General features: G+C 60.4%; 12 protein-coding genes. 3 read left to right on the forward strand and 9 right to left on the reverse strand.

The window, feature by feature from the left end; genetic code table 11:
- Window positions 1-33: 33 nt before the first annotated feature.
- The 9 genes from mnmG to FB597_RS18400 form a co-directional block, all read right to left on the reverse strand.
- The gene (mnmG, locus tag FB597_RS18360) at window positions 34-1,965 is read right to left on the reverse strand and encodes a tRNA uridine-5-carboxymethylaminomethyl(34) synthesis enzyme MnmG (RefSeq protein ID WP_144770329.1); all 1,932 of its coding nucleotides are present in this window, start codon (window positions 1,963-1,965) and stop codon (window positions 34-36) included.
- A 323-nt stretch (window positions 1,966-2,288) separates the two neighbouring features.
- Window positions 2,289-3,050 carry a TSUP family transporter gene (locus tag FB597_RS18365; protein WP_141917946.1) on the reverse strand — a complete coding sequence of 254 codons (762 nt, stop codon included), beginning with the start codon at window positions 3,048-3,050 and terminating at the stop codon, window positions 2,289-2,291.
- Window positions 3,051-3,380: 330 nt separating this feature from the next.
- Window positions 3,381-4,361 carry a branched-chain amino acid ABC transporter permease gene (locus FB597_RS18370; protein ID WP_141917951.1) on the reverse strand — a complete coding sequence of 327 codons (981 nt, stop codon included), beginning with the start codon at window positions 4,359-4,361 and terminating at the stop codon, window positions 3,381-3,383.
- A gap of 13 nt (window positions 4,362-4,374) precedes the next feature.
- Window positions 4,375-5,259 carry a branched-chain amino acid ABC transporter permease gene (locus FB597_RS18375; protein ID WP_144770330.1) on the reverse strand — a complete coding sequence of 295 codons (885 nt, stop codon included), beginning with the start codon at window positions 5,257-5,259 and terminating at the stop codon, window positions 4,375-4,377.
- A gap of 201 nt (window positions 5,260-5,460) precedes the next feature.
- Complete coding sequence (locus FB597_RS18380; protein ID WP_141917958.1) at window positions 5,461-6,669, reverse strand: ABC transporter substrate-binding protein; 1,209 nt, start codon at window positions 6,667-6,669, stop codon at window positions 5,461-5,463.
- Window positions 6,670-6,837: 168 nt separating this feature from the next.
- The gene (locus tag FB597_RS18385) at window positions 6,838-7,593 is read right to left on the reverse strand and encodes an ABC transporter ATP-binding protein (RefSeq protein WP_144770331.1); all 756 of its coding nucleotides are present in this window, start codon (window positions 7,591-7,593) and stop codon (window positions 6,838-6,840) included.
- The gene (locus tag FB597_RS18390) at window positions 7,593-8,363 is read right to left on the reverse strand and encodes an ABC transporter ATP-binding protein (protein ID WP_141917965.1); all 771 of its coding nucleotides are present in this window, start codon (window positions 8,361-8,363) and stop codon (window positions 7,593-7,595) included. Before FB597_RS18390 ends, FB597_RS18385 begins: the two co-directional genes overlap by 1 nt.
- Before the next feature lie 213 nt (window positions 8,364-8,576).
- On the reverse strand, window positions 8,577-10,199 hold the full coding sequence (locus FB597_RS18395; RefSeq protein WP_144770332.1) for a GMC family oxidoreductase: 1,623 nt from the start codon (window positions 10,197-10,199) through the stop codon (window positions 8,577-8,579).
- Window positions 10,200-10,359: 160 nt separating this feature from the next.
- Window positions 10,360-11,871, reverse strand: a complete 1,512-nt coding sequence (locus tag FB597_RS18400; protein ID WP_144770333.1) for a CoA-acylating methylmalonate-semialdehyde dehydrogenase — start codon at window positions 11,869-11,871, stop codon at window positions 10,360-10,362.
- Window positions 11,872-12,105: 234 nt separating this feature from the next.
- Between FB597_RS18400 and FB597_RS18405 the strand changes: the two genes are divergently transcribed.
- The 3 genes from FB597_RS18405 to FB597_RS18415 all read left to right on the forward strand — a co-directional run bounded on the left by FB597_RS18405 (window position 12,106) and on the right by FB597_RS18415 (window position 14,316).
- Entirely contained in the window at window positions 12,106-12,990 is an 885-nt protein-coding gene (locus FB597_RS18405; protein WP_144770334.1) for a LysR family transcriptional regulator, read from the forward strand.
- Window positions 12,991-13,444: 454 nt separating this feature from the next.
- Complete coding sequence (locus FB597_RS18410) at window positions 13,445-13,747, forward strand: 2Fe-2S iron-sulfur cluster-binding protein (RefSeq protein ID WP_144770345.1); 303 nt, start codon at window positions 13,445-13,447, stop codon at window positions 13,745-13,747.
- 314 nt (window positions 13,748-14,061) lie between these two features.
- Window positions 14,062-14,316, forward strand: coding sequence for a hypothetical protein (locus FB597_RS18415; RefSeq protein ID WP_144770335.1), 255 nt, complete (start codon window positions 14,062-14,064; stop codon window positions 14,314-14,316).
- Window positions 14,317-14,366: the final 50 nt, after the last annotated feature.

Below are 14,366 nucleotides of genomic sequence, written 5' to 3' on the forward strand. Positions count from 1 at the left end.
TATTCCGTTTCCGTTTTCTTGTACTTGCCGTCCTCAGGCCGCTTCGTTGTCCTGGCTTTGTTGCGCCAGCTTCAGGCCGCCCTTTTTCAGGTGCACCAGCAGCAGCGACAATGCCGCCGGGGTCACGCCGGAAATGCGGGATGCCTGGCCCAGGGTTTCGGGCTTGTGCTTGTTGAGTTTCTGGCGCACTTCGATCGACAGCGCCTTGACCTCCATGTAGTCGAGGTCGGCCGGCAGCTTCAGGTTTTCATTGTGATCCTGGCGGCTGATCTCGTTGGCCTGGCGGGCGATATAGCCGGCGTACTTGACCTGGATCTCGACCTGCTCGCGCACCGGGCCGTCTTCGATGCCGGGGCCGGCCAGCGGCTGGCCTTCGGCGCCGCTCAGGCTCATCAGGCTGTCGTAGCTCACATTGGGGCGGCGCAGCAGGTCGAGCAGGTTGTACTCGCGCTCGATGGCCTTGCCCAGCACGCGCTCGGCTTCGGCGGCGGCAAGGATGCGCGGGTTGACCCAGGTGCTCTTGAGGCGTTCCATTTCCCGCGCCACCGCTTCGCGCTTTTTCTCGAAGGCTTCCCATTGGGCGTCGCCGACGCAACCGAGCCGGCGGCCGATTTCGGTCAGGCGCAGGTCGGCATTGTCTTCGCGCAGCGACAGGCGGTATTCGGCGCGGCTGGTGAACATGCGGTACGGCTCCTGCACGCCCTGGGTGACCAGGTCGTCGACCAGCACGCCGAGGTAGGCTTCGTCGCGGCGCGGCGTCCAGGCGTCGTGCCCCTGGGTCTGCAGCGCGGCATTGAGGCCGGCCAGCATGCCCTGCGCGGCGGCTTCTTCGTAGCCGGTGGTGCCGTTGATCTGGCCGGCGAAAAACAGGCCGGCGATCTGGCGGGTTTCCAGCGAAGACTTCAGGCCGCGCGGATCGTAGTAGTCGTATTCGATGGCATAGCCGGGACGCAGGATGTGGGCGTTTTCCATGCCCTTCATCGAGCGCACCAGTTCCAGCTGCACGTCGAACGGCAGGCTGGTGGAAATGCCGTTGGGGTAGAACTCGTGGGTGGTCAGGCCCTCGGGCTCCAGGTAGATCTGGTGCGAATCCTTGCCGGCGAAGCGGTGGATCTTGTCTTCGATGGAGGGGCAGTAGCGCGGGCCCACGCCTTCGATCACGCCGGTGTACATCGGGCTGCGATCCAGGCCGCCGCGGATGATGTCATGGGTGCGGCTGTTGGTATGGGTAATCCAGCACGGCATCTGGCGCGGGTGCATCTCCGCATTGCCCATGACCGAGAACACCGGCACCGGATCGAGGTCGCCCGGCTGTTCTTCCAGGATCGCCAGGTTGATGCTGCGGCCGTCGATGCGCGGCGGCGTGCCGGTCTTGAGGCGGCCTTGCGGCAGCTTCAACTCCTTCAGGCGGGCCGACAGCGACACCGCCGGCGGGTCGCCGGCGCGGCCGCCCGAATAGTTGTTCAAGCCGACGTGGATCTTCCCGTCCAGGAAAGTCCCGGCGGTCAGCACCACCGCCCTGCCCTGGAACCGGATGCCGGCCTGGGTCACGGCGCCGACCACGCGGTCGCCTTCGATCATCAGGTCGTCCACCGCCTGCTGGAACAGCCACAGGTTGGGCTGGTTTTCCAGGCGCGAACGGATCGCCTGCTTGTACAGGATGCGGTCGGCCTGGGCGCGGGTAGCGCGCACGGCCGGCCCCTTGGACGAGTTCAGGATGCGGAACTGGATACCGGCTTCATCGGTGGCGATCGCCATCGCCCCACCCATGGCATCGACTTCCTTGACCAGGTGCCCCTTGCCGATGCCGCCGATGGACGGGTTGCAGGACATCTGGCCCAGTGTTTCGATGTTGTGCGTCAACAGCAGGGTCTTCTGGCCCATGCGTGCCGCGGCCAGTGCGGCTTCCGTGCCGGCGTGCCCGCCGCCGACGACGATGACGTCAAATTGTGTGGGGAATAGCATGATGCGCCTCGTAGAGACGGTGTGAACAGAGGCGAGATTATAAAGTCTTTTGGATGATGGGGTCGGCAAGCCATCGTATTAAGTGGAATATCGGCATGGGGTGATGCTGGTTTACCTCATTCCCTGCCCTATCGATATCCGCTAGCTATCGGATATCTGTCGGCTAGCTGGCCGGCATGGACTGTTTCACGTGAAACATTGGGCGACGACAATTCCCGCGGATGCCAAAAAACAAAACGGAGCCGTAGCTCCGTTTGATTTCCGCTTTTATTTTCGATGCGATGTTTCACGTGAAACATCGCGCCGAAAATACATTCCCTGGCTCACTTCAGGAAGGCATCGTACCCGCTCTTCAGGATCAATGCCCCCACCACCAGCAAGAACAACTTGCGCACGAATACGCTGCCATGTTTCATCGCCAGCCTGGTACCCACCAGCGAACCGCCAATATTGAATACCGCCATCAGCAAGCCCAACTGCCAGATCACATGGCCGCTATAGCCGAACCAGCACAGGGCCGCCAGATTGGTCGCGATATTGACGAACTTGGATACCGCCGATGCCGACAGGAAGTCATAGCTGAATACGCGCACGAACAGGAAGACCAGGAAGCTGCCGGTACCCGGCCCAAAAATGCCGTCGTAGAAACCCACCCCGGCCCCGATCAATGCGGCATACGCCATTTCCTTGGCGCCGCTCAGGGTAGGCGCATGGGTCTGCCCGAAGTCCTTTTTCTTCAGCGTATATATCGCTACCGCAATCAAGACGAAGGGCAAGGCCTTGCGGATCATCTCCGTCGGGATATGGGTGACCACATAGGCGCCGAAGAAGGACAAGGCGAAGGCAGCGATCGCCGCCGGCGTTACCGTGCTCCAGCGTACCGCAACCTTGCGGGCGAAATTGATGGCCGCAGCGCTGGTACCCATGACGCCCGCCACTTTGTTGGTGCCAAGCAATGTTGCCGGCGGCGTATTGGGAAATACCGAGAACAAGGTCGGCACCAGCACCAGGCCGCCCCCGCCGACGACCGCATCGATCAAGCCGGCGACAAAGGCGGCGGCGCACAGGATCAGGTAATCAGCCATGGCGGATCACCCGTACAGGAAAACGAAATTGCATGGGAAAGGCTTTCGATCGAAGACAAGCCCGGCGGCACTGGGCACGACCGGAGACTGGCGCGATTGTTATTGTTGGACAAATATGGCCCGGCCCCTACCGGCCGGGAGCGCTATTCTACCCTGCCCCCGGCTTCCGTATTGGCAACAGATCCGGCCCGGCCGCCTCTGTTACGCAACAGCCGCATCTGTTATGTACCCCGGCCGTACCGGCAAAAAAATACCGCCGGCAATCATCTCCCGATGACTTGCCGGCGGCAAGGATTGCCATCGCGGGGATGGCAAGCTTCTCTCTCGAACTCAGTGCGGCTGGCTTGCCGCGCCCTTCTTGCTCAAGGCTAGGATCTCCCCGACGATGCCCTTGCGGAACAAGAGCACGCAGATGATGAAGATGAAGCCGGTCACAATGGTCACCGAGTCGCCCAGCGTGCTGAACCAGTCGATATGGGTCACGCCGGCCAGCCAGTTGCCGATGTCGCCCAGCTTGTTCTCCAGCATGATGATGATGATGGCGCCGACGATCGGGCCGACGATGGTGCCCAGGCCGCCGACCAGGGTCATCAGCACCACCAGGCCGGACATGCTCCAGTGCACGTCGGTCAGCGTCTCGAAGCCCAGCACCAGGGTCTTGGTGGAACCAGCCAGGCCCGACAGCGCCGCCGACAGCACGAAAGCCAGCAGCTTGTAGCGCGCCACGTCATAACCCAGCGAGATGGCGCGCGGCTCGTTCTCCTTAATCGCCTTCAACACCTGGCCGAAGGGAGAGTTGATGGTGCGCACGATCAGGGCGAAGCCGAAAATGGCGATGGCCAGCACCACGTAGTACAGGGTCAGGTCGTTGCCCAGGTCGATGAAGCCCAGCAGCTTGCCGCGCGGCACGCCTTGCAGGCCGTCTTCACCGCCGGTAAACGGCGCCTGCAGCGCCACGAAGTACAGCATCTGCGCCAGCGCCAGGGTGATCATGGTGAAGTAGATGCCCTGGCGACGAATCGCCAGCAAGCCCATCACCAGGCCGATCAGCGCCGCCACGCCGGTGCCCACCAGCAAACCCAGCTCGGTCGGCAGGCCCCACACCTTCAGCGCCTGGCCGCACATGTAGCCGGCCCAGCCGAGGAAAGCGGCGTGGCCGAACGACAGCAGGCCGGTATAGCCGATCAGCAGGTTGAAGGCGCAGGCGAACAATGCGAAGCACAGCATCTTCATCAGGAACACCGGATACAGGCCGAACGGCGCCGCCAATGCAAGTATTAACAGAATGACAACTAACAGTTTCTTGTTCATGCCGGTCTCCCGATTATTTCTCTTTGCCGAACAGGCCGGCCGGACGGATCATCAAAACGATCGCCATGATGATGAACACCACGGTGGCCGACAGCTCGGGATAGAACACCCGGGTCAGGCCTTCGATCAGGCCCAGTACCAGGCCGGTGACGATGGAACCGAGGATGGAGCCCATGCCGCCGATCACCACCACCGCGAACACGGTAATGATCAGGTTCGAGCCCATCAGCGGCGAGACCTGGATCACCGGCGCGGCCAGCACGCCGGCGAACGCGGCCAGCGCGACGCCGAAACCGTAGGTCAGGGTCACCATCAGCGGCACGTTGATGCCGAAGGCTTCCACCAGCTTGGGGTTCTCGGTGCCGGCGCGCAGGTAGGCGCCCAGGCGGGTCTTCTCGATCACGAACCAGGTCGCGAAACACACCACCAGCGAAGCCGCCACCACCCATGCGCGGTAGTTCGGCAACACCATGAAGCCGAGGTTGGTCGCGCCCTGCAGCGCCTCAGGCACCGAATAGGGCTGGCCCGAAACGCCATAGATGGAACGGAAGATGCCTTCGATCATCAGCGTAATGCCGAAGGTCAGCAGCAAACCGTACAAGTGATCGAGCTTGTAGAGCCAGCGCAGCATGGTCTTTTCGATGATGATGCCGAAAATGCCGACCAGGACCGGCGCCAGCGCCAGCATCACCCAGTAATTGAGCTCGAAGTAGCTCAAGCCCATCCACGCCAGGAAAGCGCCCAGCATGTAGAGCGTGCCGTGCGCGAAGTTGATCACGTTGAGCAAGCCGAAGATCACCGCCAGGCCCAGCGACAGCATGGCGTAGAAAGAGCCGTTGACCAGCCCCAGCAGGAGCTGGCTCAGCAAGGCTTGCAGGGGGATTCCGAATAGTTCCATAAAAACCCGTTCATCCAGATGGGTGAAGAACGCAATCGCGTGCTTGCGTGGAAACTGCCTCCGAAACAATCCGGGGCGGCTTCCAACAGCAAAAATCTGTCATTCCCGGCCAGCAGAAATGACAGATTTCGCGGATTGCCTTTACTGCCGCTTCTTTTACTGCCGCTTTTCAGCGTTGATACAGTCGGTACGCCTGGCGCATTACTTCCACAGCGCGCACTTGGACTCGGCCTTGGTAGTCCATGCCTGCTCAGCCGGAATGGTTTGCACCAGCTTGTAGTAGTCCCACGGATACTTCGATTCCGACTGCGCCTTGACTTGGTACAGGTACATGTCGTGCATCACGCGGCCGTCGGCGCGCAGGTAACCGTTCTTCTGGTACATGTCGTTGAACTTGGTCTTGCGCAGCTGCGCCATGACCTTGTCCGCATCGTCGGTACCGGTTTCCTTGACCGCCTTCAGGTACTGCAGGGCAGCCGAGTAGTCAGCGGCTTGCAGCGAGGACGGCATTTTCTTGCGCACGGCGAAGTAACGCTTGGCGAAGGCGCGCGTCTCCTCGTTGGCATCCCAGTACCAGCTGTCGGTCAGGTACAGGCCTTCGGTTGCCTTCAGCGTCAGCGAGTGCACGTCGTTGATGAACACCAGCAGGCCGGCCAGCTTGGCGGTCTTGGTGATGCCGAATTCATTGGCGGCCTTGACCGCATTGATGAAGTCGCCGCCGGCATTGGCCAGGCCAATGATCTGCGCCTTGGAGCTTTGCGCCTGCAGCAGGAAGGACGAGAAGTCCGATGCGCCCAGCGGGTGCTTGACGGAACCCACCACCGTGCCGCCCGATGCCTTCACCACATTGGCGGTGTCGGATTCCAGCGAATGGCCGAAGGCGTAGTCGGCGGTCAGGAAGAACCAGCTCTTGCCGCCCTGCTTCACCACCGCCGAACCGGTGCCCTTGGCCAGCGCCACGGTGTCGTACGCATAGTGCACGGTGTACGGCGAGCATTCTTCGTTGGTCAGGCGCGCGGAGCCGGCGCCGATCTGGATGTAGGGCTTCTTCTTCTCGGCCGCAATCTTGGCCGACGCCAGCGCGGTGCCGGAGTTGGTGCCGCCGATCAGCACATCCACGCCCTGCTGGTCGAACCATTCGCGCGCCTTGCTGGCGGCGACGTCGGCCTTGTTCTGGTGGTCTGCCACCAACAGCTCGACCTTCTTGCCGTTGATCGCGCCGCCCATGTCGGCGATCGCCATCTTGATCGCCTCGGCGCCGCCCTGGCCGTCGATGTCGGAATACACGCCGGAAATATCGGTGATGAAACCGATCTTGATCACGTCCCCGGAGATCTGCGCCGATGCCGGCGCCATCGAAAACGCTGCGGCTGCAGCGGTGACAGCAAGTGCCATTGCCTTAAGTTTCATTTTCATCTCCTCAGTGTTGAGCCCGCTAAATTGATAGACCTGCGAGACAGCTTTATGTTGGACGGGAAAGGGATCGCCTCCCCCGCGACGTACTTGTTGGCAGTACTTTTCATGATTCTTGCAGCCTGCTCTTCCCGGATCAGGACGCATGCCTTGCGAACGGCGCGTTCAGACGCCCAGCAATTCGTTCAATGTCTGCATCTTCGCTTCCAGCTGCGACGCCTCGAACGACTCGACGATCTGGCCATGCTCCATCACATAGAAGCGGTCGGCCAGCGGCGCCGCGAAGCGGAAGTTCTGCTCCACCATGACGATGGTGTAGCCCTTGGCTTTCAAGGTGGTGATCATGCGCGCCAGCGCCTGCACGATGACCGGCGCCAGGCCTTCCGAGATTTCGTCCAGCAGCAGCAGGCGCGCGCCGGTGCGCAGGATGCGCGCCACCGCCAGCATCTGCTGCTCGCCGCCCGACAGGCGCGTGCCCTGGCTGTTGCGGCGCTCCTTCAGGTTGGGGAACATGTCGTAGATCTCGTCGATCGACATGCCCTTGTCCGTCTTGGAGACGAACGGCGGCAGCATCAGGTTTTCTTCCGCCGACAGCGAAGAGAAGATGCCGCGCTCTTCCGGGCAATAGCCCACGCCGTAGTGCGCGATCTTGTGCGTGGCCAGGCCGATGGTTTCCTGGCCGTTGATCCTGATCGATCCCTTGCGGGTGCCGACCAGGCCCATGATGGAACGCAGCGTGGTGGTGCGGCCGGCGCCGTTGCGGCCCAGCAGCGTCACCACTTCGCCCTGGCGCACGTTCAGGTTGACGTTGTGCAGGATGTGCGATTCGCCGTACCAGGATTGCAGGTCGCTGATCTGCAGCGCCAGCGGGGCATTGGAATGGGAGGTATTCACGGGAGAGTTCACGGTTGCGGTCGACATCAGTGCGCTCCCTGCAGTTCGGTGGCGGCGGTGCCCATGTAGGCTTCCATCACCTGCGGGTTGCGCGAGACTTCGGCGTAGCTGCCCTCGGCCAGCACAGCGCCGCGCTGCAAGACGCTGATGCGGTCGCAGATGCCGGCGATCACGCTCATGTTGTGCTCCACCATCAGGATGGTGCGCCCGGCCGACACTTTCTTGATCAGCGCGGTGACGCGGTCCACGTCTTCATGGCCCATGCCCTGGGTCGGTTCGTCCAGCAGCATCAGTTCCGGCTCCATCGCCAGGGTGGTGGCGATTTCCAATGCGCGCTTGCGGCCGTAGGGCAAATCCACGGTGGTGGTCTGCGCGAAATCGGTCAGGTCGACCTCGTCGAGCAATTCCATGGCGCGCGCATCGAGCTGCTTGAGGCTCTCGCCGTTCTTCCAGAAATGGAAGGAAGTGCCGAGCTTGCGCTGCAAGCCGATGCGCACGTTCTCCAGCACGCTCATGTGCGGGAACACCGCCGAAATCTGGAACGAACGGATGATGCCCTGGCGCGCGATCTGCGCCGGCGCTTCCGCTGTGATGTCCTTCCCGTTGAACAGGATCTGGCCCGAGGTCGGCACCAGGAACTTGGTCAGCAGGTTGAAGCAGGTGGTCTTGCCGGCGCCGTTGGGGCCGATCAGTGCGTGAATATGGCCGCGCTCAATTTTCAGATTGACCGCGCTTACCGCCGTGAAACCCTTGAATTCCTTCGTCAGGTTTCTTGTCTCCAGAATGACGTCTGTCATAGTCTCATCTTTCCCTTTGATGCCCGTGCCGGTTCATCCGGTCATCGAGGCCTGCCCTGCTGCAAATCGCCCGACGCTTTTGGCATGAGGGACCGCGGTTCTTATCTGGCGAATCGAGAAGCTCTTTTTAATATTTGGCGCATAGTAGCCGAGTAGTACCATTCCTACAATACGTATAAGTACCGTATCGGCCACCGCCCCAAGAATATCGCCTCAACGCCCGGAAAGCAGAGCTGATGCGACTTTCTCGGCGATCATCACCGTCGGCGAGTTGGTATTGCCGGATGTGATGGCAGGCATCACGGATGCGTCTGCCACCATCAGTCCCGACACCCCGCGCACGCGGCATTGCGAGTCCACCACCGCCGCCGCATCGTCGGCGCGCCCCATGCGGCAAGTGCCCACGGGATGGAAAATCGTCGTGCCCACTTCGCCGGCGGCGCGGTAGAGATCCTCTTCGGTCCGGTAGTGCACGCCGGGCTTGAACTCCTGCGGCATGTACTTGGCCAGCGCCGGCGATGCGGCGATGCGGCGCGTGAGCTTAAGCGAGTCGGCCGCGACCTTCAGGTCTTCCGGGGTGGACAGGTAATTGGTGGTGATCTTCGGCGCCAGCGCATGGTCGATGGAAGCCAGCCGCACATGGCCGCGCGAGGTCGGGCGCAAGTTGCACACGCTGGCGGTAAACGCCGGGAAGGCATGTAGCGGATCGCCGAACTTTTCCAGCGACAGCGGCTGCACGTGGTATTCCAGGTTGGCGCTGGCCTGCGACGGATCGGAGCGGGCAAAGGCGCCCAGCTGCGACGGCGCCATGGACATCGGCCCGCTTTGCGTGAGCAGGTATTCCAGGCCGATCCTCATCTTGCCCACCAGCGTGGAGGCCATCGCATTGAGCGTCCTGGCCCCGCTGACCTTGAAGGCCATGCGGATCTGCAGATGGTCCTGCAGGTTCTCGCCCACGCCCGGCAAGGCATGCACCACCGGGATCTGGTGCTGCTGCAGGAGTTCGCCGTTGCCGATGCCCGACAACTGCAGGATATGCGGCGATCCGATCGCGCCGGCCGACAGGATGGTTTCCTTCTTCGCTTCGGCGAACCACTCGCCGCCGCCCCCGGTGAATTCCACGCCGGTGCAGACCGGCCCATTCTCACCTTGAGAGAATCGCAGCTTCTTCACGTGCGAGCCGGTCATGATGTCGAGGTTGACGCTCTTCATCGCCGGCCGCAAAAATGCCTTAGAGGCATTCCAGCGGATGCCGCGTTTCTGGTTCACGTCGAAATAGCCGCAGCCCTCATTGTCGCCGCGGTTGAAATCGTCGACCTTGGGAATGCCGTTCTCGGCCGCCGCCTCGCGGAACGCGTCGAGGATGTCCCACCGCAGGCGCTGCTTCTCCACCCGCCACTCGCCGCCGGCGCCATGGAATTCATCGCTGCCGCGGTAGTAATCCTCGCTCTTCCTGAACAGCGGCAGCACATTGTCCCAGCGCCAGCTGTCGTCGCCCGTCATGCGCGCCCACGCGTCGTAGTCGCGCGCCTGCCCGCGCATGTAGATCATGCCGTTGATCGAGGAACTGCCTCCCAGCACCTTGCCGCGCGGGTAGATCAGGCTGCGCCCGTTCAGCCCGGGATCGGATTCGGTGCGAAACATCCAGTCGGTGCGGGGATTGTTGATGCAATAGAGATAGCCGACCGGGATATGGATCCAGATGTAATCGTCCTTGGCCCCCGCTTCCAGCAGCAGCACCTTCACGCCGGGTTGTCTGGAAAGGCGGTTGGCCAGCACGCAGCCGGCTGTGCCGGCGCCGATGATGATGTAGTCGTATTGCCCTGCCGATTGCATGGTGTCTCCGTTTTTATTGTCGTTCTTGTCTACTGTCGCTCTTTCCCCGTCATCCCGGCGCAAGCCGGGATCCAGCGTCTTTTACCGTGCCTCGATAACGGGGCGAAAAGCCAAAGACACTGGATCCTGACCTTCATCAGGACGACGCTCTTGCAGAAATTTACTTCGCCACCGGCATGGTGAATTCCGCCCCCTTGCCGATGGTCGCCGACCAGCGCTGCATGATCGACTTGTAGCGCGTATAGAAGCGAATCCCCTCTTCGCCATAGGCATGGGTATCGCCGAACAGCGAACGCTTCCAGCCGCCAAAGGAATGCCAGGCCATCGGCACCGGGATCGGCACGTTGATACCGACCATCCCCACCTGGATACGGCGCGAGAATTCATGCGCGGTATTGCCGTCGGCGGTGAATAGTGACACACCATTGCCATACTCATGCGCATTAATCAGCTTCACCGCCTCGGCAAAGTCCGGCACCCGCACCACGCACAGCACCGGGCCGAAGATTTCTTCCTGGTAGATCTTCATGTCGGTAGTCACGTTGTCGAACAGCGTGCCGCCGATGAAGAAACCGTTTTCATGGCCCGGCACCTTCAGCCCGCGGCCATCCACCAGCAACCTGGCGCCGGCATCCACGCCGCTCTGGATATAGCCCTCGACCTTGACCTTGTGGGCGGCGGTGACCAGCGGTCCCATCTCGGCGTCGGCCTCCATGCCGTTCTTGACCTTCAGGGCCTTCACGCGCGGAATCAGCGCCTCCACCAGCTTGTCGGCCACGCTGCCGACCGCCACCGCCACCGAGATCGCCATGCAGCGCTCGCCGGCCGAACCGTAGGCCGCGCCGATCAGTGCGTCGACCGCCTGCTCCAGGTTGGCGTCGGGCATCACCACCAGGTGGTTCTTGGCGCCGCCCAGCGCCTGTGCGCGCAGCGGGAAGGTGCCGGCGCGCTCGGTCGCCTTGCGATAGATGTATTCGGCAATCGGCGTCGAACCGACAAAAGACACCGCCTGCACCTCGGGATGCTCCAGCAGCGCATCGACCGCCACCTTGTCGCCCTGGACCACGTTGAACACGCCGTCCGGCAGGCCGGCGCGCTTGAACAGTTCAGCCAGCATCAGCGACGGCGACGGGTCGCGCTCGGAAGGCTTCAACACGAAGCTGTTGCCGGTGGCGATGGCGATCGGCGCCATCCACAGCGGCACCATCACCGGAAAGTTGAACGGTGTGATGCCGGCCGTCACGCCCAGCGGCTGGCGCAGGTTCCAGTTGTCGATGCCGCCGCCGATGTTGTCGGTGAACTGGGTCTTGAGCAGTTGCGGGATGCCGGTGGCGAATTCCACGATTTCCAGCCCGCGGGTCACCTCGCCCTTGGCATCCGAAAACACCTTGCCATGTTCCAGTGTGATCGCCTTGGCCAGCGCATCCTGGTTTTGCTCGATCAGTTCCTTGAACTTGAACAGCACCCGCGCGCGCTTCAACGGCGCCGTCTCGGCCCAGGCCGGCGCTGCCGCGCTGGCTGCGGCCACCGCCGCATTGACTTCCTGCACCGACGCCAGCGACACCTTGGCCGCCACATCGCCGGTGGCCGGATTGAACACGTCCTGGCTGCGGCCGCTTTCCGATTGCCTCAGCTTGCCGTTGATGAAATGGTCGATGTGCGGGATGCTCATAAGTATTCCTTTGGTGATTGATATCAAATCGGGCCGGATTTGTCTCCCAATCCTGCTGGCCCGCGATGGAAATGCCGATAAACGCTCAATTAGGCAGACGTTGGAAGAATATCGCGCCAATTCGATCCTATCCAATGAGTTATTATCAACAGTAATATAAGAACGACTTATAAACCTCTCATTTCAACATAATGCCGAATGATGCATGAATAAAGAATTTGATAACAATTAGCGATGGATATCGTACAGTTACGCGCTTTTATTACCGTTGCCCGCGAAGGCAACCTGACCCGCGCCGCTGAAAAGCTGCATGTCAGCCAACCCGCTGTCAGCCTGCAGATCAAGTCGCTGCAAGAACAGCTGGGCCTGGCCCTGTTTACCCGCACCGCCGCCGGCATGGTGCTGACGGTGGAAGGCAACAAATTGCTGCCACTGGCCGAACGCGTCCTGGCCGACCTGCAGGAACTGCGCCGCCATGCGGGCGCCTTGCAAACCAGCGCCGACCGCCTGTCCGGTTCGCTGGCCATCGGCACCATCCTCGATCCGGAATTCATCCGCCTGGGCGCCTTCCTCAAGTTGCTGGTCGAACGCCATCCGCAGCTGTCCACCAAGTTGTCCCATCACATATCGGGCTCGGTCTTGAATGAGATCCGGCACGGACGGCTGGACGTCGGATTTTTCCTGGACGATCCGGGCAAGGGTTTCCATGCCATGACGCTCACGCCCTTCACCTACAACGTGATCGCCCCGGCCGGCTGGAAAAGCCGGGTCTCCGGCAAAGGCTGGAAAGAACTCTCGCGCCTGCCCTGGATCTGGACGCCGCCGGAATCCGCCCATCACCGGCTGTTGAGCAAGGTCTTCGCCCAGCACAAGGTGCAACCGGACACCGTGGCCCTGGTCGACCAGGAATCTTCGATGCTGGATCTGGTGAAATCGGGGGTAGGCCTGTCATTGGCGCGGGAATCGATCGCCTTGAGCCAGGCGCATGCCCATGGCCTGGTGATCGCCGACGCGGTAGACCTGTCCACCGAACTGCGTTTTGTTTCACTGGAGAAACGCCAGAACGAAAATGCCATCAAAGCAGCATTCCAGGTGCTCCAGGAAATCTGGAAGTACTGAGTTTCATCATCGCTTGCCGGCCTGGAACCGGCAGGCGTTTCTGTTTCACCCTCCCCCTTGCCGAACTAGCACGCTGGATGCCATCTCCGGTGCCTGTTGAGCGCACTGTCGTTCTTGGATTCTTGTTTCTGCCAGACAGGTTTTTGCGACGTTTTTCAGGTTATCCCCGCAATTCCGCTTTTCTGTTTTTTAAATTAAAAGTTTATATATAAAGATAGTAGTAATAGTTAACGCAGGACTTTTCTGTGGATAACCCGGTTTACCTGAATCGAATCAGCAAATTACGTCAGGGATAAACGCTTGGTAAGCTTCTGCATAGCGCAGGAACAAATATTGGATAAATTTTCGCCTTTGGATAACTTGCCGAGATATTCCCAATTCGCGCAATAGATATGCAAAGACTTATCCACAGACGCCTGAAATGACAGGCCAACAACATCGACTCCACCGCCCTATGCCTCCCGCGACACCCTACTGCATCGACATCCAACCTGCCGGCTTGCGTTTTGAACAACGCCCTGGCCTATCGCTGCTGCAATCGGCGCTGGCCCAATTCATCCGGATTCCCAGTTCCTGCCGCAATGGAACCTGCCGTACCTGCATGTGCCAATTGAAGTCAGGCGAGATAAGTTACCAAATCGAATGGCCGGGATTGAGCAAGGAAGAAAAAAAGGAAGGCTGGATCCTTCCTTGCGTAGCCCAGGCGCAAACCGACCTGGTGCTGGAGGTACCCCTTGCGGTCGACCTGAAGGAATGAGCTGAGGGCGTCCTGTGCCTTCCTTCAACAACCCATGGGGTTGATGCGGTTTGAAGTCATCGTCTGCATCAGATCCAAGACGGGTTTTGAGATAAATGAGATAGAGAGAATCGTCGGTTGCCGCCGGTTTTCCGGTTTTCCGGTTTTTTGTCTTTTTGAATAAGTCTATATATATAAATAGTAGGTAATAGTTAACACAGGCCCGTTTCTGTGGATAACCCGGTTTACCGGAAAAGAATCATGGAGTTGGGAAAAGTATAAACACTTGGCAAGGCGTGTATGGCCGGCGGACAGTTATTGGATAAAAAATAATCTTGGATAACTTTCCCGGTTTTCCCCAATCCATGAAAAAGTTATCCAGACCTTTATCCACAGGTAGAGCTGCTTTTTGTGGACATCTTGGCGCGGACGGGGAATTTTCGGGAATTTGGCATTTTTTGCCGTTTCAGGCCCGTCGGGAGCGGACTTTCAGGGGGAAATGGGCGTATTCCAAAGCATTTTTTGAGCGTTTTGCCTTTTCCGATAATTTGAACAAATACTCACGACAGCAAAAAAGCCGCCAAAAATGAAAAAGGCCGGGAAAGTTATCCCCCGGCCAATGATGGCAAAAATGCCAATT

The sequence above is a fragment of the Herbaspirillum sp. SJZ099 genome (assembly GCF_007828355.1).
Lineage (GTDB): Bacteria > Pseudomonadota > Gammaproteobacteria > Burkholderiales > Burkholderiaceae_D > Herbaspirillum.